This window comes from Bacillus sp. ChL18 (assembly GCF_026241425.1).
In the GTDB taxonomy this organism is placed as follows: domain Bacteria; phylum Bacillota; class Bacilli; order Bacillales; family Bacillaceae; genus Bacillus; species Bacillus velezensis.
In genome coordinates, this window is record NZ_JAPHWE010000001.1 from 937,157 (window position 1) to 962,797 (window position 25,641).

A 25,641-nucleotide genomic window follows, 5' to 3' on the forward strand; every position below is an offset into this window, starting at 1 on the left:
TAAAGCGTATGAAACCTATTGATGTTTTTAAAGCGTTGTCTAATGAGTCACGGCTTGAGATTTTACAATGGCTGAAAGAGCCGGACCGTCACTTCGCACCGCATGATGGCATTGATATGAATGAGATCGGAGTGTGTGTCAGCCAGATCACCGATAAGCTTCAGATGACACAGTCAACGGCGTCTCAATATCTTTCCATCCTTCAGCGGGCGGGCCTTATCCAAACAAAACGGATTGGCAAATACACCTATTATAAAAGAGATGAAGATGCGATAAAGGCGATGGCCGATTATTTTCAGCGCGAAATGTAGGGCTGAATCCTTTAGAAGAGGGATTCAGTTTCTTTTTCCGACTACACATCGACATATTGCGATTTGTTTCTGTTTTTTTAACTCTTTATATCGATATATCACAATATATCTTTATATAAATCATCAATGAAGGAGTGTGTCAGGTGCAAAATACCTGGAAGATTTACATTTTGGCAATTATCAGTTTTTTAGTGGGGACGTCTGAATATGTGATATCAGGGATGCTTGATAAAATTGCAGGTTCCTTGGGAGTTACTGTGGCAGCGGCAGGGCAGCTGATTACGATTTTTTCGCTTGTTTATGCAATCGGAACGCCTGTCATGATGGCCCTTACAGCAAAACTGGACAGAAGGAAGCTCATGATCTATGCTCTGGGGCTGTTTGTTATCGGGAATATCATTTCTTTCCTTGTGCAGGGATTCGGCTTATTTGCGGGAGCGCGGGTGATCATGGCGCTTGGAGCAGGAACCGTGGTGGTCACCGCGCTTACGATCGCAGCAAAAATCGCTCCCCCGGGAAAACAGGCAAGTTCTCTCGCAACCGTCATTATGGGGTTTACGGCGGCGCTCATTATCGGTGTTCCGATCGGAAGAACCGTGTCTGAAGCTTTCGGCTGGAAAGTGGTTTTCGCCGGAATTGCGGCAATTGGAATCATTGCTATGCTTATTATACGTTTCGCGTTGCCTGAGATAAAAGGAGATAAACCGGTGCCGCTCATTCAGCAATTTTCTCTTTTGAAGAAACGAAAGGTGGCTGTCGGGCTGGCCATTACGTTTTTTTGGCTCGGAGGCTATTCGGTTGCGTATACGTACCTTTCTCCGTATTTACTGAACGTCACTCATATCGGCAGCGGAATACTGAGTACATTGCTGCTTATTTTCGGTGTTGCAAGTCTTGCCGGTTCTAAAGCAGGCGGTTTCAGCGCAGACAAATGGGGGGCGCGTATGACATTAACCGGCGGAATGGCGCTTCATGCTATCATGCTCATGTTATTGCCGTTTGTGACGCATTCTGCTTTCGGAGCGGCGGCAGTGCTTATTTTTTGGTCCTTCGCCGCCTGGTCATCTGGGCCTGCTCAGCAGTATCATTTGGCAACGATGGAGCCTGAATCATCGGGTGTATTACTCGGCCTCAACCAGTCTGTGATGCAGCTGGCTATGGCGGCCGGGGCGGGCATCGGGGGCATTGTTGTCACTCATCTGTCTCTTGCGTCAGTGACATGGATCGGATCAGCGGGTGTTGTCATCGCAATGTGCGGCGTGCTTTCGCTTGCGTCATTAACGTCTGAAAAAACCTCAACTGAATACAGTGCAGAATAAACAAAAGCCTCATTTCTCAGCTTGAGAAACGAGGCTTTTTGTCTAGTTATTTTTTCAAGTTTACGCCGATTGCGGCTCCGTTTCGGCTTGAGTCGGCAACTCCGGTGAAGGTGCCGTTTTCACGGTCGATCAGGATGCTTTGCACATTACCGATATCAACCGGGCTGCTGCCGAATTTATGCCCCATTTCGTTCAGTTTTGTGCGGGCATCTTCCGGCACTCCTTTTTCATATCGATAGGATGTCATGCTGTTTGTGTAAATTCTCGGCTCTTCGACCGCCGCTTTCAGATCCATGCCGTACTCAACTTTGTTCAGGATCGTTTGCAGGACGGAAGAAATAATCGTTGCTCCGCCGGGGGAGCCGACAGTCAGGACGGGTTCGTTATTTTTGAATAAAATAGTCGGAGTCATGCTGCTGAGCGGACGTTTATTCGGCTGCACTTCATTTGCGCCGCCAGGCACCGCATCGAAGTCTGTTAACTCATTATTCAACACAACGCCGTATCCGGGAACCATAATGCCGGAACCGAACAGCTGTTCAATTGTTGTCGTATAAGATACGACATTGCCGAAGCGATCAGTTACCGTGAAGTGAGTCGTTTGGCCTTCTTGTTTGTCAGTCGGCTGCTCCACTTGTTTATAGTTTGCAGAACCTTCCTGATAGGCCCAAGGATCGCCGGCTTTCGGTTTTTTATTGACTTTATCAATATCTATCAGCTGTCTGCGGGCATTGATATAATCTGGATTCAAGAGACCTTTGAGAGGGACGTTGACGAATTCTGGGTCCCCGGCAAATGCGGCGCGGTCAGCATAAGCCAAATGCATCGTTTCTGCGAGAAGCTGATATTTTTGCCAAGAACGGATATCATATTGAGAAAGCTTAAAATCATCCAAGAGGTTCAGCATTTGCAACAGGAAAACACCGCCCGAGCTTGGAGGAGGAGCAGTTGCGATATGATAGCCCTGGTAATCTCCCCAGATCGGTTCGTCAATCGTCACATTGAAGTTTTTAATGTCTTTTTCTGTCATTGAGCCGCCGAATTCCTGCACTGTTTCCGCTAGCTTTTTGGAGAATGCACCGTCATAGAATGCTTTTGTGCCTTTGTACTTAATAGCTGTAAATGTTTTGGCTAAGTCTTTTTGGACGAGTGTGTCTCCTTCTTTCAGAGGTTCTCCGTCCGGAAGAAACACGTCTTTTGCAGCAGTGTGTGATAATTTGTCTTTATAATCTGAGATGGCATCAGCTAAAACCGAATCGATCGGAAAGCCTTTTGAGGCAAGTTTAATGGAAGGGGTGATGAGTTGTTTCATGGAGCGTGTGCCCCATTTGTCGAGCGCTTTTTCAAGTCCTTTTAATGTTCCCGGAACACCGACTGCAGTCCCTTTAGTAACACGTTCGGAGAAAGGGATGGCTTTGCCGTTTTCGTCAAGGAACATATCCGGTGTTGCGCCTGCCGGTGCGCGTTCCCGGCTGTCGATAATGGTGGTGTCTTTCGTCTTCGCGTCATAAACCATCATAAATCCGCCGCCGCCGATTCCCGACATCATAGGTTCAGTTACGTTTAATGCGAATTGAATGGCAACCGCGGCGTCAACTGCATTGCCGCCTTTTTTCAGCACGTCGGCACCGATTTGTGAAGCGAGAGGATGGGCGGTGGCAACCATGCCGTCTTTGCCGACATCTACCTGTTTGTAGTCGTCATAGGAAAACGGGTGTTTCTTAGCCTGAGCGTGATAAGGGATGCTTCCGGCCGCGAGCAAAGTACTGAGCAGAACGATAAAACAGAGATTCATAAACTTTTTCTTTTTCATAGTCTGCCTCCTTTGTTTTCCGCTTACAATTATAGAGTAAGTAAAATGTGCTGTTTTCACAAGTGACAAACGGAATAGTCCGGTGTGCAAAAAGTTGGGGTTTCTGTGTGAATGTAATCAGTCGCAAATAGGCTAAATGGGAAACCGGACTGAAAAAGCTGTGAAACAAGCATAAAGACAAAAAATAAGCTACAATAAACAAAACAGAATTCACTCACATGACATATGAAAGGAACGTGAGCCATGTATTTAACGATCAAAGAGACAGCTGAGTTTACCAGTCTTCCTGAAGAATATGTGCACAATCTTGTTTTGACGAATAAAATAAGGGCCGTCCATGACGGACAGCAATATTTAATCAACAAGGAACAATTTCAAACCCATCTCGAGCAGCTGGAAAAATATAAGGAAATGATTCAAGAATTTTTACATGAGCCGCTTCCTGAAGACATTGATGTAAAAGATGAAGACTAGGACACAATTTCATATTGTGTCTTTTTTTTCATTTTTTTCGGTTGCTCACAAAAAAACGGATGCTCAGATTTCATTTTAAGGCCGTTGTTTTCATTTTTTAATACCCTTAAGTATCAATTTTTTTAAAAGCTTGTCATCGGGCTGAAAATGATGTTTTTGAGGAATTTGTTGAAACTGCGTATCTGATTCACCTTATGTAACACTATGTATATTATGTTACATAAGACCCTTTACCCTTTATCATTCAACGGGTTTCGGCTATAATAGTAACATAACGCTCAATATGTTACTTTACCAATTATAAGGGGTTTTTTGATGCATATCGTACAGCCGATCCGAAGTTTGGAGAAGATCCAGGAAGTCAAACAGTATTTAATGAAAAAAAGTGATCGTGATTATTTTTTATTTATTTTCGGCATGAACAGCGCACTGCGGATTTCTGATGTTCTGCCGCTTCGCGTGAGGGATGTAAGAAACAAAGACCATGTGTGGGCAACCGAAAGCAAAACGAGAAAGAAAAGAAAAATTCTGATACTGGAGTCTTTAAAGGCCGACATATACGCTTATACAAAAGACATGAAAGAGGATGACTATTTGTTTAAATCGAAACGGACGAATAAGCCCATATCCCGGATTCAGGCATACAGAATATTAAAGGAAGCGGCTGCCGCTTGCGGGTTGGAGGAAATTGGGACGCATACGCTTAGAAAGACGTTCGGTTATCATTTTTATCAGAGGACAAAAGACATTGCTGAACTGCAGAGGATTTTGAATCATTCTTCTCCGTCTATTACAATGCGTTATATCGGAATAGATGAAGATACGACGAGAGCCGCCTATAAAGTGTTCGGAGGGCTGTAGACTTGAAAAAAACGGCCGCCAGCGTTACTATAATAGAAGCAGGCTCTAGTAGCACAGCGGATAGTGCAGCAGTTTCCTAAACTGCAGGTCGGGAGTTCGAATCTCTCCTAGAGCGTTTTTTGTATGAGATAGGCGCAGATTAATAATGTCGGCAAACAAAAAACCCCTTGTTATACAAGGGGTTTTTGAGTTGAATATTTTGTGAGAACCTGGTGGAAATGGTGTGAAAAAAGCCCGCTGTAAGCAAGCGGGCTTTTTCTTATATGACAGCATCAAATTGATTGACCTTCCAAATGTTGTTTTCTTTTACGAATGTTACATCACGTTTTGCTGACGGAGAACCGTCAAGAGTCGGTACAGTGAAGCGGTATGTTTGGATGCTTCCTTTTTTAGAAAGAAGAGTCATTTTTGCTTTTTTCCAATTCAGGAGGTTATCTCCGTCGCCGACCGGAACAGCCAATTTGCCGTCTTTTACAGTGAAGTGGTAATCTTTGAACCCTTTGTCAATCGCTTGCTTTGTAAAAGCGGGTGTCAGATATTTTACGGCTTTCGCTTTTGTTCCGAGGTCTTTGCACATAAATACATATTGCAGATTTTGATATTCAAACGGTTCAGATGTGCAATTTGCGTTTGATTTAAGCGCACCGCCGCTCATTGTGTTCCAGAAATGTTCTCTCGCTGACAGAGCCAGCTGAAGTGCTTGTTTTTGTGTAAGGTCATTAGGTGCATTTTTTGCGGTCGCCGCAGTGCCCAATGACAGAATCAATGTAATAGTAGTGAGGAATAATAGCCATTTTTTCATGATATAATCTCTCCTTCAATCAATCTCTTTCTCTTATGTTACAAATGTTACAATAATTACGGTAAGATTACAATACCTTTTCAGAAATATTTTCCGGACTTTTTATTTTTATGGTTTATTTCCATGTAAGACGTGAGAAAAAGATAAAGAGTTTCATTGAACAAAAGGTTTTTACAAGCTGTCTGCTGAATAATAAAATGGAAGAAAATCAAAAAAGGAGTCCTACATATGGAAGTACAAGATCATTTAGAAACAGCGGAAGGCCGCGGCCAGTCTGTCTGGCGATCGATGTCACTGTTTTTAGTGCCGCTGCTTTTAAGCAATGTATTGCAATCTGTCGGCCAATTGGTCGGAATGGTATTTGTCGGAAGGTGGCTCGGAGTCGATGCGCTTGCCGCCGTATCGTCTTTTTTTCCGCTGTTTTTTCTGCTGATCTCCTTTACGATCGGAATCGGTTCGGGAAGTTCCATTCTGATCGGGCAGGCTTACGGCGCGAAAAACGAAGAGAGGATGAAGGCGATTGTCGGCACTACACTGACTTTTACCTTTATGATCGGTGTTGTTCTGGCAGTTGTCGGCAGTGTGTTTACGCTTGATATTCTGCGGCTGATGGGAACGCCGGAAAACGTAATAGATGTCAGTGTCCGATATGCGCGCATTTTGTTTTGCGCAATGCCGCTGATGTTTTTATATTTTGCGTATACGACATTTTTACGTGGAACGGGAGATTCAAAGACTCCGTTTTATACGTTAATCGTCAGTACAGTCATAAACATCGGGCTTTTGCCCTTATTGATTCTCGGGCTTTTCGGACTTCCGAAGTTCGGCATTTACGGTTCGGCGTATGCAACCGTGATTTCAAACATCGTGACATTTATCGTACTCATGGTTTATTTGCGGAAAAGGAAACATCCATTGGCATTTGACCGGACTGCGCTCCGTTCTCTTAAAATGGACAAAAAGCTGCTTGCGCTTTTACTCCGTCTCGGTATTCCGTCGAGCATCAATATGATTCTCGTGTCACTTTCTGAAATTGCGGTCATTTCATTTGTCAATCATTACGGATCAAACGCGACGGCTGCTTACGGGGTCGTCAACCAAGTGGCGAGTTATGTGCAGATGCCGGCGGTAAGCCTCGGTATCGCCGTTTCAATTTTTGCCGCCCAATCCATTGGCGCCAATCAATTCGGCCGGCTGAAACAGGTCATCAAAGTCGGCATCGGCCTGAATTATTTGATCGGCGGGGTGTTGATCCTGCTGATTTACACCTTCTCCCGGCAGATACTTGCTTTGTTTTTAACAGATCAGGATACACTCCACATTGCCCGCAATCTGATTATGATTACCCTTTGGAGCTATCTGATTTTCGGTCACGCTCAGATTGTTTCAGCGACAATGCGGGCGAGCGGTACGGTGTTATGGCCGACGATTATCAGCATTTTTGCGATTTGGGGAATTGAAGTGCCTGTGGCCTTTATTCTTTCTCATTATACGAATCTCGGCATTCTCGGCATTTGGGTCGGTTATCCGGCGGCTTTTGTCGTCAGCCTGCTGCTGCAATACGGATATTACCGGTTTGTATGGAAGAAAAAACAGATTACCCGGCTGATTCAATAAGGTTTTACCGCACATCGCTCAGTTCATACGGGCGATGTTTTTTTTAGAGAAGGAAAATGAGTTTAGAAAATGGAATTCCTATACATGCTAGAAAACAAGGAAAGGGCAGGTGCTTATGACGATTGAACATACGACTTATTTAGGGGTTTCAGCCATTAAAGCGGAGACTGATCAGGCTGAATGCATCATTGTGCCGGAGTGGGGATCAAATGTCATATCGCTTCGGGATAAAAGAACCGGTATGCGGCTTCTTAGAGAACCGGAAACTGCGGAGCAATTCCGCAAAAAAACGATGCTGTACGGCATTCCCGTTTTATTCCCGCCGAACCGGATTACGGACGGGACGTTTCGTTTTGACGGCCGCGCGTATCAATTTGAGATAAACGAAGAGGATAAACATAATCATATTCACGGCTTTCTTCACAATCAGCATTGGAAAGCGGCGGCAGCGAAAGAAGAGGGGGATGGAATGACAGTCGAAACAGAAATTGATCTTTCAAAGATTCCCCGTGTTCATAAACAATTTCCGCACGATGTCATTGTCCGGATGACCTATACATTAAAAGACAATGTGTTTACGCAGCGGGCGCTGATTATCAACAAGGGAACGGAGGCTTTTCCTTGGGGGCTCGGCTATCATTCAACTTTTGTTTTCAATGAAGAGCGTTCCCGTCTATTTTTGACGGCTGACCGCATGTGGGAATTAAATGAACGTTTCGTGCCGACGGGCCGTTTATTGGATGTGCCTGATAAAGAAGCGTTCCGTCAGGGGATGTCTTTGAAAAATAAACAGTTTGACGATGTTTTTCTTTCTTCCGGACGGAATGGCGGCAATAACGAAGCTGTTATTTATCATCCGGATGAGAAATTATCCGTTTTGTATCAAGCAGACACGTCTTTCAAGCATTGGGTGGTGTATAACGGTGACGGAAAGCAGGGGTTTGTCAGTCTTGAGCCTTATACTTCCGTTACAGATGCATTTAATCTGAATCAGCCTGCATCACTGACAGGGCTTCAGATTCTGAAACCGGGCGAAGAAGCGGCTGCCTCATCCAGGATCACCATTTTGCATGACGAAGAATAGGAAAGAGGCGGGATAACATTGAAAACATATGTGAAACGCTTGAGCGCGGTGATTCTGCTTTTGATCATTGCCGCAGTTCCTTATATTGATGATGCGGCTAAGGCGGCTGAACAAAAAAATACTTTGCAAAAAGAGCTGGAACACATTCTGGATGAAGAACCTGCTTTAAAGGGAGCTTCAGCGAGCGTCAGTGTCCGGTCAGCAAAAACAGGGGAGGTGCTGTTCGGCAGCCGGGAAGATATGCGGCTGAGGCCTGCATCACTGATGAAGCTGCTGACGGCATCTACTGCGCTTTCCGTTCTCGGAGAAGATTACACCTTTAAGACAGAAGTACGGGCAGACGGCGCCGCAAAAGGAAAACAGCTGCGTGGAAACCTTTATCTTAGGGGAAAAGGCGATCCGACCCTATTGGCTTCTGATTTTGAGAAGATGGCTAAACAGGTCAAAGCCAGAGGCATCCATGTCATTAAAGGAGATCTGGTCGGGGACGACTCGTGGTATGACGCTACCAGGTATTCAGTTGATCTTCCGTGGAGCGATGAAGGCCAATATTATGGCGCGCAAGTATCAGCTCTTACCGCTTCACCAAATGAGGATTATGATACCGGAACGGTGATTGCGGAAATCAGCCCGGCGAAACAGCCCGGTAAAAAGCCGCGCATTTCGATTTCTCCCCATACGGACGTCGTTCGTGTGAAAAATGAAGTGAAAACCGTCGCTTCTGATGAAAAGAAAGAATTGACGGTTGAACGGGAGCACGGTGGCAATGTGATAACGATAAAGGGAACCATACCTGCCGGCTCGTCAAAGGCTAGAGAATGGGCGGCAGTATGGGATCCGTCGTCCTATGCTTTAGATTTATGGAAACAAGCGCTTACTAAACAGGGTATAACTGTAAAAGGGAAAATCAGAACAGGGCGAATGCCGCACCGCACCCAGCTTGTCACATCACGGACATCCATGCCTCTTTCAGAATTATTGATCCCGTTTATGAAACTGAGCAACAACGGGCACGCCGAAATTCTGATCAAGGAAATGGGAAAAGTGAAAAAAGGGGAGGGCAGCTGGGAAAAGGGCTTGGACGTGATGAAATCGGAGCTCAAATCGTTCGGGCTGAATCCGGATGAATTGATTGCAAGAGACGGATCCGGCGTTTCTCATATTAACGGCGTATCCGCCGGCCAAATCGGAGAGCTTTTGTATGCGGTTCAGAAAGAAAAGTGGTACCCGGCTTTCCTTCGTTCGCTCCCTGTCGCCGGCGCAAGCGACAGAATGACGGGAGGAACCCTTCGGAACCGGCTGAAGAATACTCCAGCAGAAGGCAAAATTAAAGCGAAAACCGGGTCACTAACATCAGTCAGTTCGATTGCCGGCTATGTAGACACAAAAACAGGAGATACGCTTATTTTTTCCGTACTTCAAAACGGGCTGCTTGACGAAGATGACGGAAAAGACATTGAAGACAAAATCGCAGTCGTTCTGGCAAATCAATAAGAAGAGCCGAATCCTTAGAGGATTCGGCTTTTTTTGATGTCTGTAAAACATTATATTGCGATTATGAATCAATCTTTTCAAAAAGTAATATCGGCAATATACTTCCTTTTTTTTACATTATACTTTCTTACTCGTTCACCAATTTTTCATTTTCTAACGTAAAACTTCTTTTCAGGAGGCAAAACCTTTTTAAAAGCGCAATTAATTATACATTTTATTCCTTATTATAGTGTTTAAGAACCAGTTTACAGTGTGCATACATACCGTTTTACATGGTATAAAGATTATAGAAATGAAGAAATGAAGTGAGGAATATATACTATATTCTAAAAAATGTTAGAGAAAATTTAATTTTTTATTGTGATTTCTAAAATATGTTTTAAAATAATGCTTATATGGATGATTTAGTCATATGCTGTCGAAATTTAATTGTAATTATTTCACTTTCTTATCCTCTTAAATTGAAATGGAGGGATTCCATTGAAGAAAACTGTTTATTCTTTAACTCACGCCCAAAGAAGAGTCTGGTTTACAGAGCTGCTCGAGCCGGGCACAAGTATCTGCAATCTCGCGGCGTGCGTCAAATTCAGGGGGAATATCGATTTTGACGTACTGCGCCATGCTTTAGATTTTTCTATCTCGCAAAATGATTCGCTCAGGTTTCAACTGACAGAAGGGGACGGATCAGAACCCCAGCTGTATCTGGCGGGGCATCGGCCGATTTCTTTAGAGACTGTTGATTTTACTCATATTGATCAATCAGAGCGGGATGCATGGATTGACAAACAGACGCGTGTTCCGTTCAAGCTGTTTCATTCACCTTTGTATCACTTTACTCTGCTTGTCATGTCAGACGAAGAAGTTTGGCTTTATTCAAAATTTCACCATATTATCATGGACGGCATCTCGCTCAACCTGCTCGGCAACCAGCTCATTGATATCTACCAAAAGATCATGCGGGGCGAGGATTTAACTGAACATCACAGACCTTCCTATCTCAGCTACATGGAAAAAGAACAGCAATACTTACAGTCTTCCCGTTTTCAAAAAGACCGTTCATTTTGGACTGAAACATACCGAACCGTTCCGGAACACCTTTCACTGGCGGAACGAACCTCTCATCTTAGACAAAGCACTGCGGCTTCCAGAGATACTATCACTCTTTCTCACTCCTTAGAACAATCTATCCGGCGTTTTTGCAAAGAAAATAATATCAGCATCATCTCTCTGTTTATGGCTTCGTTATACATATGCATCAGCCGTCTGACGGCTAAAAAGGATATTGCCATCGGTACTTATTACGGAAACCGCGGTTCCAAGCTCGAAAAGGATATGCTCGGCATGTTTGTCAGCACGCTGCCGATCAGAATGACGGCAGATCCGGATGCGGAGTTCCTTTCTTTTGTCCGCAGTGTAGGAAAACAGCAGCTGTCTGTTATGCGGCACCAGAAATATCCTTACAATCTTTTTGTCAATGAATTAAGGCAGATTCATCACGACCTGCAAAATATCATCGGGATTTCGATGCAATACCAGCCTCTCGCGTGGCGTCAGGCAGAAGGTTTCGATTATGAAACGGCGATGTTTTTCAGCGGGCATACGGCAAATGAGCTGTCCATTTTAATTAAGGAGCGGACAGATACGGGATTGATTGAGCTGAATTTTGATTATCAATCCGCTTTATTTACTAAAACATCGATTAAACGAATTCAAACTCATTTGCTGACGATCGTTGAAAATGCCGTTAGAAATCCAAACCAGCTGATTCGGCATATTGATATGGCGGATGAAAAAGAAAAGAAACGGGTGTTAACTGCGTTTAACCGCACAGAAACGGTTGAACTGCCGGCTCCGACGCTTCACGGACTGTTTGCCCGCCGCGCCGCGCTTTCGCCGCATCGTCCGGCGCTCCGTTTTCCGGGCGGTATGCTGACGTACGCCGAGCTTGATCAGTACACGGACAGGCTCGCCGTTCGGCTCCGCCAAAAAGGCATCCGCAAAGAAAGCATGGTCGGCGTACTCGCTGAACGCTCGCCGGAGATGGTGGTTTCTGTGCTTGCCGTGTTAAAAGCGGGCGGCGCCTATGTGCCGCTTGACCCTGACTATCCTGAGAACAGGCTGCGCTATATGCTCGACGACAGCGGCGCCTGTCTTCTGCTCGCACAGCCGGGATTATCCGTTTCCGGTTTTTCCGGCGAAACGCTAGAAGTGTCTCTTTCTTCTCTGACAGGCGAGACGGAGACAGGGGCTGTCTCTGAAGAAGCGGATGCTGATTCGCTCGCTTATATCATTTATACGTCCGGTTCGACGGGAACACCGAAGGGAGTGGCTGTTGAACACCGTCAGGCCGCCGCCTTTTTATCAGGGATGCAAGGGCAGTTTCCGTTAACGGAAGAGGATGTTATCGTGCTGAAATCATCCTTTTCATTCGACGCCTCTATCTGGCAATTGTTTTGGTGGACGATGTCAGGCGCCTCCGTGTATCTGCTTCCTGCCGGATGGGAGAAAGATCCTGTGCGGATGATTGAAGCGTTTGCCTCAGAAAAGGTGACGACCGCGCATTTTATTCCGGCAATGGTCAACAGCTTTTTAGACGCGCTGGAAACAGAGCCTGAGGAAACAAGAACACGCCTCGGCAGAACACTGACACGCGTGTTTGCCGGAGGCGAAGCTCTTTCCCCGCTTACGGCTGCCCGGTTTGCAGATCTGTTGCCGGAGACCATGCTTATTCACGGCTATGGACCGACAGAAGCGACGGTTGATGCGGCGTTTTACGTCTGTGACCGAAAACGGGACAGCGGACGGACAAGGCTTCCGATCGGAAAACCCGTTCCGGGTGCCCGTCTGTATGTATTAGATAGCGGAGGAACCATCCAGCCTGCGGGCGTGGCAGGAGAGCTGTACATCGCGGGGACCGGCGTGGCCCGGGGCTATCTGAACCGGCCTGAGCTGACGGAGGAGCGCTTTCTCAATGATCCGTTTTATCCGGGAGAACGCATGTATCAGACGGGCGATATCGCACGCTGGACAGAAGACGGCCTTGTCGAATGGCTCGGCCGTTCAGACGGACAGGTGAAAGTCCGCGGCTACCGGATTGAACCGGGAGAAATCGAAGCGGCGATCCGGCACATCGACGGCATTCGTGAGGCGGCGGTCACCGCCCGGACTGAACACGGCGAAACCGCGCTTTACGCCTATATCGAAGGACGGGAAAGCGATGACGTGCGGGCGGAGCTTGCGACACGCCTTCCGGCCTACATGATGCCGGCTCAGTTTATAGAGATGACCGAGTGGCCGGTCACGCCGAGCGGAAAGCTTGACCGCCGCGCGCTGCCGGCTCCTGACGGAGCGGCAGACAGACAGGCGTACACCGCTCCGCGGAACGTCACGGAAATGAAGCTTTGCGCCCTTTGGGAAGAGGTGCTGAAAAACGGCCCCGTCGGCATCCGGGATCACTTTTTTGAGCGGGGCGGCCATTCGTTAAAAGCGACAGCTCTCGTCTCCCGCATCGCCAAAGAGTTCGGTGTTCAGGTGCCGTTACAAGACATCTTCGCCCGGCCGACGGTGGAAGAGCTCGCTTCAGTTATTCAGGACTTGGAAGAGAGCCCGTATGAAGCGATTCAGCCTGCGAAAAAACAGGACACCTATCCGGTGTCTTCGGCGCAGAAACGGATGTATGTGCTCCAGCAGCTTGAAGACGGCGGTGTCGGCTACAATATGCCGGCTGTGCTGGAACTGACGGGCCCGCTTGACCGCGGCCGGCTGGAGGAGACGTTCCGGCAGCTTGTGGAGCGGCATGAGTCACTCAGAACGTCCTTTGAAACGGGGCCTGACGGCGAACCGGTGCAGCGCATCCATGACAGCGTGCCGTTTCAGCTGGATGAGGCCGAGTCAGCTGACGCATTCGTCCGGCCGTTTTGTCTGGAGGAAGCGCCGCTCTTCCGTGCGGCTCTCGTGAAAGAATCCGACGAACGTCATCTTTTATTAACGGATATGCATCATATTATTTCTGACGGTGTGTCCGTCAACACCTTGATAAAAGAATTCGGCGAGCTGTACGCAGGCCGTTCGCTTGCGCCGATGCGCCTTCAATATAAAGACTATGCCGTCTGGCAGCGGTCATTTCAGGAGAAAGAAGGATATCAGAAGCAGGAAGCGTATTGGCTGAAGCGGCTAGAAGGAGAGCTCCCGGTGCTTGAGCTCCCGGCTGACAAGCCCCGTCCGGCTGTCAGAAGCTTTGCGGGCGGCAGCGTATCGTGCACGCTTGACGCTGAAACGGCATCCGGCCTTCACCGCATCGCCCGGGATCACGGCTCCACTTTGTATATGGTGCTTCTCGCCGCGTACAATACGTTACTCGCGAGATTGAGCGGGCAGGAAGACATCATCGTCGGATCGCCGATTGCCGGGCGTCCGCACAAAGACCTTGAACCGATTCTCGGCATGTTCGTCAACACGCTGGCCATCAGAACGGAGCCGAAAGGAGACAAACGGTTTACCGATTACTTGGCGGAAGTCCGCCAGGCGGCGCTTGAGGCATATGAGCATCAAGACTATCCGTTTGAAGAGCTGGTGGAACGGCTCGGCGTGCAGCGGGACATGAGCCGCAATCCGCTGTTTGATGCGATGTTTATTCTTCAGAATATGGAGCGAGAAGAGATAAATCTGGCCGGTCTGAAGGCGTCACGATCAGAGCATACCGAACATGATGTATCAAGTTTTGACCTGACCTTATCAGCGGCTGAATCCGATGGAAACATCCGCTTTGAAATGGAATTCAGCACCGAGCTTTTTATGAAAGAAACGATTGAACGCTGGATGGGCCACTTACTGAATCTCTTGCGCCATGTTTCCGCCGAACCGGAAGTCACACTATCGAAAGCTGACATTTTGGATGAAGAAGAAAAACAAAAGTTACTGATTGAGTTTAATAACACACAAACCGAATTCATGGAAAAACACAAACTGTTTCACCAGCTGTTTGAAGAGAAAGCAGAAGAAACGCCCCATCAGACCGCTGTTATTGAAGGAACACAACAGATCAGCTATTCGCAGCTTAATGAGCGGGCAAATCGGCTTGCGCGAACATTACACAAAAATGGATTCGGTCCGGGAAAAAGAGCAGCTATATTGGCAAACCGTTCGATTGAAGCGATCGTCAGTGTTCTTGCGGTCATGAAATCGGGAGGGGCGTATATACCGGTTGACTCCCATTATCCTGAGGAACGGATTCGCTATTTATTAAAAGACAGCGCGGCATCCGTCTTGATGGTGCAGTCAGAATACAAAGAACTTGCTTCACAGCTGACGGATCACAATTTATTTCTCATTCAGCTCGATCATGAAGATCAATACGATATTTGTGCAAAGAATATTCAGCCGGCAGCGTCTCCGGATGATACTGCATATATCATATATACTTCGGGAACAACGGGAACGCCGAAGGGAGTCGAAGTCAGAAATCGCAGCTTTACGCATGCAGCACTTGCATGGCGAAAAATTTATGAGCTTGATCGTAAACCAGTCAGAGTGCTGCAGATGGCGAGTTTCTCATTTGATGTATTTTCAGGGGATCTTGCACGCGCCCTGCTAAACGGGGGAACGCTTGTCATTTGTCCGGATGACGTCCGGCTTGAGCCACAACAGCTTTATCGGCTCATTGATCAGCACCGTATCACGTTTATGGAGTCGACACCCGCGCTGATTGTTCCGTTTATGGAATATATATATCGCCGGAAGCTCGCGCTGCGAAGCGTAAAAATACTGGTACTGGGTTCAGATATGATCAAGTCGCAGGATTTTTATACGCTTCATGAACGCTTCGGAAAAGAAATGCGGATCATTAACAGCTACGGTGTAACAGAAGCGACAATTGATTCTTCGTATTATGAAGCCGAAATGAGCGAAAAGCCGCGGGAAGATGATGTGCCGATCGGTGTTCCGCTTCCGAATGTAAAAATGTACGTCTTAAACAAAGACAAACAGGTCCAGCCGATCGGCGTTTTCGGAGAGCTGTATATCGGGGGCGCCGGCGTCGCCAAAGGATATTGGGGACAGCCTGAGCTGACAGAGGGCGCATTCAGTGACCCGTTACAAACGGGAGAAACGCTTTACAGAACTGGAGATCAGGCTTGCTGGCTTCCGGATGGAACTCTTTGTTTTAAAGGGCGGATCGATAAGCAGGTGAAGATCAGAGGATACAGAATTGAGACGGGAGAAATAGAAAGTGTGCTTTTGAAACACGATCAAGTCAAAGAAGCGGCTGTTACCGTGATGAAAGATGCCGAAGGACAAGCCCGATTAGCGGCATACATCGTTCCTAATGAGGCCGATATCTCATCACTCCGCCAGTCTCTTATGCAGGAGCTTCCGGCTTATATGATGCCGTCTCATATTATCGGTTTAGACAGCATGCCCCTGACACTGAACGGCAAACTTGATAAATCGGCACTGCCGGCAGAAGAGATACATTCATCACAGGCATTTGTCGCGCCCGGCGATGACAAACAGGAGATGTTATGCCGGATTTGGGAAGATGTGCTTCATGTTCAGAAAGCGGGAATTCATCACTCTTTCTTTGAGCTTGGGGGAGATTCCATTAAGGCGCTTCAAGTGTCAGCCCGACTCGCCGGAGAAGGCTGGAACATGTCGATCCGCGATTTGTTTCAATTCCCGACGATTGCAGAACTCGCAAAGCACCTCACACCGGCTGTTGCAACGGCTGATCAGGGACCGATAGAAGGAAGCGCTCCGCTGACACCGATCCAGCAGAGATTTTTTGAGGAGCCGGGTGCGTTTGAGCTTCATTATAACCAAGCGGTCATGCTGTGCAGTGAAGACAGCCTCGAAATAGATGCGCTGTATCAGGCGGTTTGCGCGCTGACAGAACATCATGATGCGCTGCGAATGACCTTCACTGAAAATGAGCATGGGGAAACGGTTCAATATAATCGCGGAATCACAAAGCAGTATGAAGAAATCTTTACGCTTAACGTCATAGATATTTCAGAAGAAACGCAGCCCGAAAAACGGATAGCCGCTGAGGAAAAAGAAATACAGCAGGCTATGCGTCTTGATCAGGGGCCTCTGCTTCATCTCGGAGTGTTCCGGCAGAAGGAAGCCGACCATCTGCTTATAACGATTCATCACCTTATCGTGGACGGCGTGTCATGGAGGATATTGCTTGAAGATCTGCAGACAGCTTATCAGCAGGCATTGGACGGCAAACAAATCGAACTGCCGCCGAAAAGCGATTCTTATATAAAGTATGCCGAAGAACTTTTTGACATTTCCAAGAGCAAAGCATTGCTGGAGGAAGCCGCATACTGGGACAGCGTGATGTCTAGTAAAACAGCGCCGCTGCCGAAAATAACTGATGAAAACGCCGGACGATTGCAGGAAAACGCGCGCACTGCATCGTGGATATTAAGCAGCGAAGTCACGAAACAGCTGCTGTTGGAAACACAGCAGGCATACGGAACGGATGTTCATGAATTGCTTTTAACGGCGCTTGGAATGGCGCTTCATGAGTGGACGGGTTCTGAACAGATGCTTATCAGCACTGAGGGGCACGGTCGCCAGGGGCATATTCCTGACATTGATATGTCAAGAACGGCAGGATGGTTTACATCTGTTTACCCGGTGCTTTTGGATATGAGAGTGCCGGGCGGCTCAGGTGAAAAAACCGCTCACCGCATAAAGACGGTAAAAGACATGATGCGACGGGTTCCTCACCACGGAACCGGCTACGGGCTGCTGAGATATTCGCGAAACATTCTTTATAAAGACCCAGAAATAAGCTTTAACTATCTCGGTGCGTTTGACGGTCTTGAAGGAACGCTGAAGATGTCACCGTTCAAGCCGCAGCATGATATAGCGGCCGGGCGCATCCGCGAGTTTGATCTGGATATTAACGCGATGGTGGCGGCCGGGCAACTGGAGGTAAAAGCCGTTTATACAGATGTATTTGCACCGGGGGCAATCGAGTTCTTCATGAATCGTTTCCATACTCACCTCGAGGACATCATCGCCCACTGTTCCGGCAAGAAAGAGCGGGAAAAAACATTAACGGATTACAGCCATACAGAATTGACCGCTCAAGCACTATCAAGCATTGAAGATCTCGTAAAAGGACTTTAATTTCATAAAAAGGTGTGTGGCATTCGTGACACAAGCGACAGAAATTCAAGATATTTACCCTTTATCATATATGCAGGAAGGCATGCTGTTTCATTCGCTTCTGGATTCCGGATCAAACGCATATGTCGAGCAGATTTCGTTTACAGTCAGCGGGGATTTATGCATTGATACATTCCAAAAAAGTCTGGATACGCTTGTCAGCCGCTATGATATTTTCAGAACGATTTTCATAAAAGAAGTGCCTGACCTTGAAGGTCCGCAGCAGGTTGTCCTTTCACGCCGTGACACAGCCATACAGACTGAGAACATTTCAGACTATTCGGAAGAACGGCAGCAAAGCATCATTGAGGAATTCAAAGAAACCGACCGGTATAAGGGGTTTGATCTGCAAAAAGGCCCCTTAATGCGCCTGACTCTTTTTCAAACAGGAGAAAACCGCTATACGTGCGTTTGGACTCACCATCACATTATGATGGACGGCTGGAGCTTGGGCATTGTGCTGAAAGATTTCTTCAGCATGTATTATGCGATCCGGAACGGGCGGCCTGTAAACCTCGGCAGTCCGGCTCCGTACAGCTCTTATATCAAATGGCTCCGAAGCCGGAATAAAGAAGAAACGTCAGCGTTCTGGTCGCGCTGTTTGGAAGATTACGGAGAAGTCGTTTCCGTTCCGCAAACGAAGAATAAGCCGGCGCAAAACGGTTATGCATCTGAGCATTTTCAATTTTCCCTTGAGTCTGAAACCGTGCAAAAACTGACAGACATTGCCCGAAGCACCGGGGTCACGCTGAATACTTTATTTACGGGCATTTGGGGGCTGCTTCTCCATCGTTACAACGGCACTGAAGATGCGGTCTTCGGTTCGGTTGTTTCCGGCAGGCCGTCTGCTATCAGCGGCATTGAATCCATGGCCGGACTGTTTATCAATACCGTGCCGGTAAGGGTGCGCGCGGCTGGGAATATGACTTTTTCTTCTCTTCTCAAAAAGGTGCAAAAAGAGTCACTCGCTGCGGAAGAGCACAGCTATTATCCGCTTTATGACATTCAAAACGAGAGCGGTCTGCAAAAAGATCTCTTGAACCACATCCTGGTTTTTGAGAATTATCCGGTTCAGATGCAGGCTGCGGTAAACGGCTGGCAGCAAACGGAAAGCAGTGCGCTCTCACTTGAAAACTTTTCGATGGCGGAGGAAACCAATTACGATCTTAACGTCGTCATCGTTCCGGGAGAAGAGTTTTATGTGAAATTCAGCTACAATGCGGGCATCTACGATCGGGAAGACATGAAACGGATCAAAGGGCATATTCTGGAGGTCATCTCCTGTGTAACGGAAGATCCGGACAGGCTTTTATCAAGCATCAGTCTCGTGCCTCCGGAGGAAGAAGCCTTGATTCATTCGTTTAACGAAACGAACCGTCCGTACCATGAGACAACCGTTCATGGGCTGTTTGAAGAACAGGCGGCAAAAACGCCTGACCAAGAGGCGTTGAGATATAACGGGGTAAGCTGGAGCTACAAGAAATTAAATCAGCGGGCGAATCAGCTTGCACATGCGTTAAGGGAAAAAGGCGCACGCCCCGATCAGATCACCGCTGTTATGCTGCGCCGATCAATGAGTACGGTTGCCGCTCTGCTCGGAATTTGGAAGTCGGGCAGCGCCTATATGCCGATTGATGCGGAATTTCCGCCTGAACGGATTTCATTTTTACTGAGAGACAGTGAAGCCTCACTGCTCGTGACTGAAAAAGGCCTGCTCCCCCTCATTCCGCCGCATTTCAAGGGCAGCGTCGTCATCATGGAGGAAACGGTTTCCCAGCAGACCGCACCGCTTCCGCCGGTATCTGACAGCGGAAATTGGGCGTATGTCATTTACACCTCCGGAACGACAGGCCGGCCGAAAGGGGTGCTTGTACAACACAAAGCGATCAGCAATACATTGCAATGGCGGCGTGAAGAATACGGGATGACAGAAGGGGACATAGCGCTTCATCTTTTTTCATACGTATTTGACGGGTCATTAACGAGTCTTTTCACTCCGCTTCTGTCGGGCGCCTGTGTATTGTTAACTGATGAAGATGATGCGAAAGACGTCCTTTCAATAAAACAGAAAATCACCCGCCACGGAGTGAGCCATCTTCTGATCGTTCCGTCTCTGTATCGCGTTCTGCTTGATTCGCTGACGAAAAAGGATGCGCAGACGCTTCGGGCGGTGACATTTGCCGGGGAAGCGGCCACTCCTGATATCGTGGAAGCGAGCCGCAACATATGCCCGAATGCCGAGTTGCTGAATGAATACGGCCCGACGGAAAACAGTGTGGCCACGACGATCCTGCGCAACCTGCAAAAAAGCAGCCGGATTACGATCGGGCGCCCGATTGCCAACACTTCTGTCTATATGATGCACGGAGATCGGCTGCAGCCGGTCGGAGCCGTCGGTGAACTGTGTATTTCCGGAAAAGGTCTGGCGGACGGATATTTTCAGCAAAAAGAGCTGACGGACAAAGTCTTTACCCCTCATCCGTTTCGTGAAGGTGAACGGCTGTACAGAACGGGAGATGCAGCCCGATTTTTACCGGATGGAACGATTGAATATATGGGACGCTTTGACGATCAGGTCAAGGTAAGAGGTTACAGAATTGAATTAGGAGAAATCGAAACGGCACTCAGAAGTCTGTCCGGGGTAAGAGAGGCGGCAGTCACCGTGCGCAAAATGGCGGACGGGGAACAGGAGCTTGCAGCTTATGTCGTACTGCAAAACGCGGGTGTGACATTTGACCCTCATGCCGAATTGGCCGGGAGATTACCTGCTTATATGATACCGGGAAGCTTTACCAAATTAACGGAGATGCCGCTGTCTGTGAGCGGAAAACTTGATCGGGCCGCACTTCCTGAGCCGAAAGAAGCTGAGAGAACCGGTGATTATCAAGCTCCGCGCACAATGCTTGAGACCGAGCTGCTGTCTATTTGGCAAGAAGTGCTGAAACGGGAACACATCAGTATGAGAGATGATTTCTTCCAAATCGGCGGACAGTCGCTGAAAGCCGCATCGCTTGTTTCAAACATACATAAACGGCTCCAAATTGAACTTGCCGTCCGCCATGTTTTTGAACATCCGACCATCGAGAGCATGGCCCGCTTCCTTGAACAGAGGAAAAGAGGAGAATATGCAGAAATCACGCCTGCTGTGGCAAAGGACTTGTACCCGCTATCTTTTGCGCAAAAAAGGCTCTATGCCCTTCATCAGCTTGCGGCGGACAGTACGGGCTATCATATGCCCGCTTGTCTGGAACTGAGCGGCAGACTCAACCGGGATCGTCTGCACGAAGCCTTTTCAGCGCTGTTACAAAGGCATGAAGCGTTACGCACTTCATTTGTTTTACGAAACGGGGAGCCGATGCAGCACATACATTCACATGTCGATCTTGACCTCACAGAGATTCACATGCCATCCGGGAACCTTCTTCAAGAGGTGATGGAAACTTTCGTCAAACCATTTGACGTGGAAAAAGCGCCGCTTTTGAGAGTGACTTTAGCCAAAGTCACTGAAGAACGTCATTTTCTGCTGCTTGATATGCATCATCTTATCGCAGACGGTGTGTCAATGAGCGTTCTGATTCGAGAATTGACGGATTTATACAGAGGAAAGGAGTTGCGGCCGTTAAAACTCCAGTACAAAGATTTTTCCGTCTGGCAGCATGAGCGGTTTGCCGCTGAAGAATTCAAAAGACATGAGCGTTATTGGCTGGAGACGATCGGGGAAAACATTCCCGTACTTGATCTGCCGCTCGATAAAAAGCGCCCTCAGCTTCCTGATTTCAGCGGGTCCGTTGTTCGAACGCGCCTTCAAAAGGAATCGGCGGAGAATTTGCGCCGGCTCATGGATGAGACAGGTTCGACGCTGTATATGATTCTTTTGGCAAGCTACTCCTTGTTCCTTTCTAAATTGAGCGGGCAGGAAGACATTGTCGTCGGTTCACCTGCGGCCGGCAGAAGCCGCGCTGAGCTTGCCGGGGTCATCGGCATGTTTGTAAATACCGTGGCAATGAGAAGCAGGCCGAAAGGGGATAAGACATTCCGCGCTTATTTAGAAGAGGTGAAAATGCTCGCCCTCGGCGCGGCCGAACATCAGGACTTCCCGTTTGAAGAACTTGCCCAAAAGCTTGATACACACCGGGAAGTCAATCGCAATCCGCTGTTTGATGCCATGCTCGTTTTGCAAAACAGTGATGATTTCGAAGTAAACCTTCCGGGCTTAGTTGTTTCTTCACATTCAGTGAAGCATGACATTTCAAAATTCGACTTGACGCTTCATGCCGAGGAACGGCCGGATGGCTCACTGGATTTTCATTTTGAATACAGTACCGCGTTGTTTGAAAAAGATACGATCGAACGGTGGGCCGGTCATTTTAAAGAGCTTTTAGGACAAATCGCATCGGATGATGAGCGGAAGCTGTCTGACATTCATTTGCTGGACACAAACGAGCGGCAGATGCTTCTTCAAGCGGAAAATCAAACGGCGGGGTATCCGAGGCATGAAACGATCGTCAGTTTATTTGAAGCACAGGCGGAAAAAATGCCGGATCAAATTGCAGCCGTCATGTCTGATGAGCGTCTCACCTACCGCGAGCTCAATGAAAAGGCGGATCGAATCGCCGATATGCTGTCGGAAAACGGCATCCGCTCCGGACAGATTGTCGGAATTATGACCGAACGATCTCCGGATATGCTGATTGGGATTCTCGGTATTTTAAAAGCGGGAGGAGCTTATCTGCCGATTGATCCTGACTATCCTGACGAGCGGATTTCATTTATGCTGACTGACAGCGGCGCGCGTGTTCTGTTGACGCAATCGGGCCTTGGGATATCCGGAATGGACGGGCTGCCGGTTTTATACATCGATAAGCCTGAATCCGTTTCAGCAGACAGAACGAAAGAAATGATAACGCCTGAACAGCCGGCTTACGTGATTTACACATCGGGCACAACCGGAAAACCGAAAGGCGTTATGACGGAACACCGCAATGTCATCAGCCTTATCACACATAAAGGACTGCCGTTTGATTTCGGCTCTGGAGACGTCTGGACGCTGTTCCACTCCTATTGCTTTGATTTTTCTGTATGGGAAATATTCGGCGCGCTCTTATACGGCGCAAAGGTAGTTATCGTGCCGAAAGAAACTGCCCGTGATCCGCATTTGTACCGGCAGCTGCTGCAAAGTGAAGGCGTAACGGTGCTGAACCAAACACCGACGGCTTTTTCCGGACTCATTCATGAAGAGGCCGGGCATACGGACAGGCTACAGCTTCGATATGTCATTTTCGGCGGAGAGGCGCTTCAGCCCGGCATGCTGAAAAGCTGGAAAGAGAAGTACCCGGAGACGGAGCTTGTTAATATGTACGGTATTACGGAAACCACGGTTCACGTCACATGCAAAAAACTGAATATGGATGATATTGAGAGAAACAAAAGCAATATCGGCAGACCGCTGGAAACCCTCCATGCTTTTGTCATGGATATCTATATGAATCCGCAGCCGATCGGAATTCCCGGTGAGCTTTATATCGGCGGGGAAGGTGTCGCGAGGGGATATGTAAACAGGGATGATTTAACCGCCTCCCGTTTCATCACGAATCCGCATGTTTCCGGCATGCGGCTCTACCGGACGGGCGATATCGCCAAAAGGCTCTCAAATGGCGAGCTGGAATATGTCGGGCGTAAAGATGCGCAAGTAAAAGTCAGAGGCCACAGAATTGAGCTGGGAGAAATTAAATCAGCGCTGCAAGAGCTTTCCTCTGTGAAAGAGGCCGCCGTGATCACACGTGCTGATCAGCATGGTCAGCACTCCATTTACGCATACGCGGTCTTACACGGAAACGAAAAGATAAAAGAAGCAGAGATTCAGGCCTCTCTCAGAGCTTTTCTGCCGGAATATATGATTCCCGCCCGCTTGATAGAGCTTGATGAACTGCCTTTGACGGCGAATGGGAAGCTGGACGAGAAGGCGCTCCCGCAGCCTGAATTAAATGATAGCCTTGGAGATGATATCAGCCTGAGAAATGAAACTGAAGAAATGATGGCTGACATCTGGGAAGAACTCTTAGGTGTTGAAGGACTCGGCCCCAATGCTCATTTCTTCCATCTCGGCGGGGATTCGATTAAAGCGCTGCAAGTATGTGCGAGGCTGAAACAGCAGGGCTATGAAACGACCGTTCGCGAGCTGTTCGAGCATCAGACACTGGGAGAAGTATCGATGCGGCTCCGGAAAGTCCGCCGCGTGATTGATCAGGCTCCCGTCACGGGAGACGTGCCGCTGACGCCGATCCAGCATTGGTTCTTGTCGCAATCATTGCCGCATGATCATTTTAATCAGTCCGTAATGCTCCGCAGTGCGGACAGAATCAATGAATCTGCTATGAGAAAAGCGCTGGCACAGCTCGCGGTTCATCATGACGCATTACGGATCGTATGCGGCACGCAAAACGGATCGGTGACTCAATACAACAGAGCGGAAAACCTTCCTGAAGAAGAACTCTTTACGTTTGAAACGCATGACGTGAGAGGGAAAGGGTCATTACAAGAGGAGCACGCCGCAATTGAACAGGCGGCCGCCCGTATTCAAACTTCCATTCGGCTGGAGACGGGTCCGCTCGTAGCTGTCGGATTATTTCACGCTAATGATGGCGATCATCTGCTGCTTTCCATTCATCACCTTGTCATTGACGGGGTGTCATGGCGGATTTTATTTGAAGATCTCACCGCATGCTACAGGCAGGCGCTCGAAGGAAAAGAAACCGCGCTTCCGGCAAAAACCGATTCCTATCAGACTTACGCGAAGCAAATCTCTGATTATGCAAAAAGCCGCCGGCTGTTACAGGAAGCAGACTACTGGTCCGAAAGAGAGAAAGCGGCGGTCGAACCGCTTCCGAAAGATGCCCGCATCTCTTCCAATCTTCTGAAAGATACAGATGTGATGACCGTTACATTGACAAAACAGGAGACTGAGCAGCTGTTAACGGAAGCGAACAGAGCATACACAACAGAGACGGGTGAATTATTGCTTGCCGCGTTAAGCCTTGCGCTGAACAGATGGACTGGAAACGAGACATTCAAAATCAGCATGGAAGGCCATGGAAGGGAAGAGCACTTGGAGCATCTTGATATCAGCAGAACCATCGGCTGGTTTACATCAATTTATCCGGTATTGGTTGACGCAAGTTTTCAAGATCAGACTGATGACGGCGAGCGTCTCGGTTATCACATTAAGCGGACAAAAGACATGATGCGCCGCATTCCGCATAAAGGAGCGGGATACGGGGTGCTGAAGTATATAAGCAAACTCTGGGAAGAGACTGAATCCGATGCTCCTGAAATCAGTTTTAACTATCTGGGGCAGTTTGACCGGGAAATCCGTTCCAGCGGCTTCGGTGTTTCTCCCGTAAAAGCGGGAAATGAAGTCAGCCCGGACTGGGAACGCCCGTACACACTTGATATCAGCGGCTCCGTATCCTCGGAATGTCTCAGCATGCATGTCGTGTACAACCGTTTTCAGTATCAAAAAGAAACGATTGAAGTTTTGACGGGACATTTTCATGCCTTTCTCAAGCAGATCATCACGCATTGCACAGGCAAAGAGGAGCGTGAATGGAGCGCCGCTGATTTCAGTGACGAGGAGTTAACGCTGGAAGATCTGAGTGACATTATGGGAGCCGTCAACAAACTATAGAAAA

At 48.0% G+C, this 25,641-nt stretch carries 11 protein-coding genes and 1 tRNA gene; 10 read left to right on the plus strand and 2 right to left on the minus strand.

From position 1 onward, the window contains the following. Nucleotides 1-8 precede the first annotated feature (8 nt). On the plus strand, nt 9-311 hold the full coding sequence (locus tag OQ477_RS04970) for an ArsR/SmtB family transcription factor (protein ID WP_003153841.1): 303 nt from the start codon (nt 9-11) through the stop codon (nt 309-311). 143 nt (nt 312-454) lie between these two features. Further along, the gene (locus tag OQ477_RS04975) at nt 455-1,630 is read left to right on the plus strand and encodes an MFS transporter (protein ID WP_044802248.1); all 1,176 of its coding nucleotides are present in this window, start codon (nt 455-457) and stop codon (nt 1,628-1,630) included. 46 nt (nt 1,631-1,676) lie between these two features. Here the strand turns inward: OQ477_RS04975 and ggt are convergent, their stop codons facing one another. After that, nucleotides 1,677-3,443, minus strand: coding sequence for a gamma-glutamyltransferase (gene ggt, locus OQ477_RS04980; RefSeq protein WP_088460972.1), 1,767 nt, complete (start codon nt 3,441-3,443; stop codon nt 1,677-1,679). Between the two features lie 243 nt (nt 3,444-3,686). Between ggt and OQ477_RS04985 the strand changes: the two genes are divergently transcribed. From OQ477_RS04985 to OQ477_RS04995, 3 genes are all read left to right on the plus strand, one after another. Continuing rightward, nucleotides 3,687-3,917: an excisionase family DNA-binding protein gene (locus tag OQ477_RS04985; RefSeq protein ID WP_082998574.1), complete on the plus strand. Its 231-nt coding sequence runs from the start codon at nt 3,687-3,689 to the stop codon at nt 3,915-3,917. Between the two features lie 315 nt (nt 3,918-4,232). Continuing rightward, the gene (locus OQ477_RS04990; RefSeq protein WP_003153850.1) at nt 4,233-4,778 is read left to right on the plus strand and encodes a site-specific integrase; all 546 of its coding nucleotides are present in this window, start codon (nt 4,233-4,235) and stop codon (nt 4,776-4,778) included. A gap of 42 nt (nt 4,779-4,820) precedes the next feature. Then, a tRNA-Arg gene (locus tag OQ477_RS04995) sits at nt 4,821-4,893 on the plus strand. Nucleotides 4,894-5,037: 144 nt separating this feature from the next. On the opposite strand, the gene OQ477_RS05000 is transcribed toward OQ477_RS04995, so the two are convergent. After that, nucleotides 5,038-5,580 carry an IseA DL-endopeptidase inhibitor family protein gene (locus OQ477_RS05000; protein WP_265971604.1) on the minus strand — a complete coding sequence of 181 codons (543 nt, stop codon included), beginning with the start codon at nt 5,578-5,580 and terminating at the stop codon, nt 5,038-5,040. A 228-nt stretch (nt 5,581-5,808) separates the two neighbouring features. Here OQ477_RS05000 and OQ477_RS05005 point away from each other — a divergent pair, with 228 nt between their 5' ends. From OQ477_RS05005 to OQ477_RS05025, 5 genes are all read left to right on the plus strand, one after another. After that, complete coding sequence (locus OQ477_RS05005) at nt 5,809-7,197, plus strand: MATE family efflux transporter (protein WP_265971605.1); 1,389 nt, start codon at nt 5,809-5,811, stop codon at nt 7,195-7,197. A 115-nt stretch (nt 7,198-7,312) separates the two neighbouring features. Further along, entirely contained in the window at nt 7,313-8,281 is a 969-nt protein-coding gene (locus tag OQ477_RS05010; RefSeq protein ID WP_323054497.1) for an aldose 1-epimerase, read from the plus strand. An 18-nt stretch (nt 8,282-8,299) separates the two neighbouring features. Then, the gene (gene dacB, locus OQ477_RS05015) at nt 8,300-9,775 is read left to right on the plus strand and encodes a D-alanyl-D-alanine carboxypeptidase/D-alanyl-D-alanine-endopeptidase (RefSeq protein ID WP_265971607.1); all 1,476 of its coding nucleotides are present in this window, start codon (nt 8,300-8,302) and stop codon (nt 9,773-9,775) included. A gap of 480 nt (nt 9,776-10,255) precedes the next feature. Further along, nucleotides 10,256-17,914 (plus strand): non-ribosomal peptide synthetase, encoded by a 7,659-nt coding sequence (locus OQ477_RS05020; RefSeq protein ID WP_265971608.1) that lies wholly within the window; start codon nt 10,256-10,258, stop codon nt 17,912-17,914. 25 nt (nt 17,915-17,939) lie between these two features. Further along, complete coding sequence (locus OQ477_RS05025) at nt 17,940-25,637, plus strand: non-ribosomal peptide synthetase (protein WP_265971609.1); 7,698 nt, start codon at nt 17,940-17,942, stop codon at nt 25,635-25,637. Nucleotides 25,638-25,641: the final 4 nt, after the last annotated feature.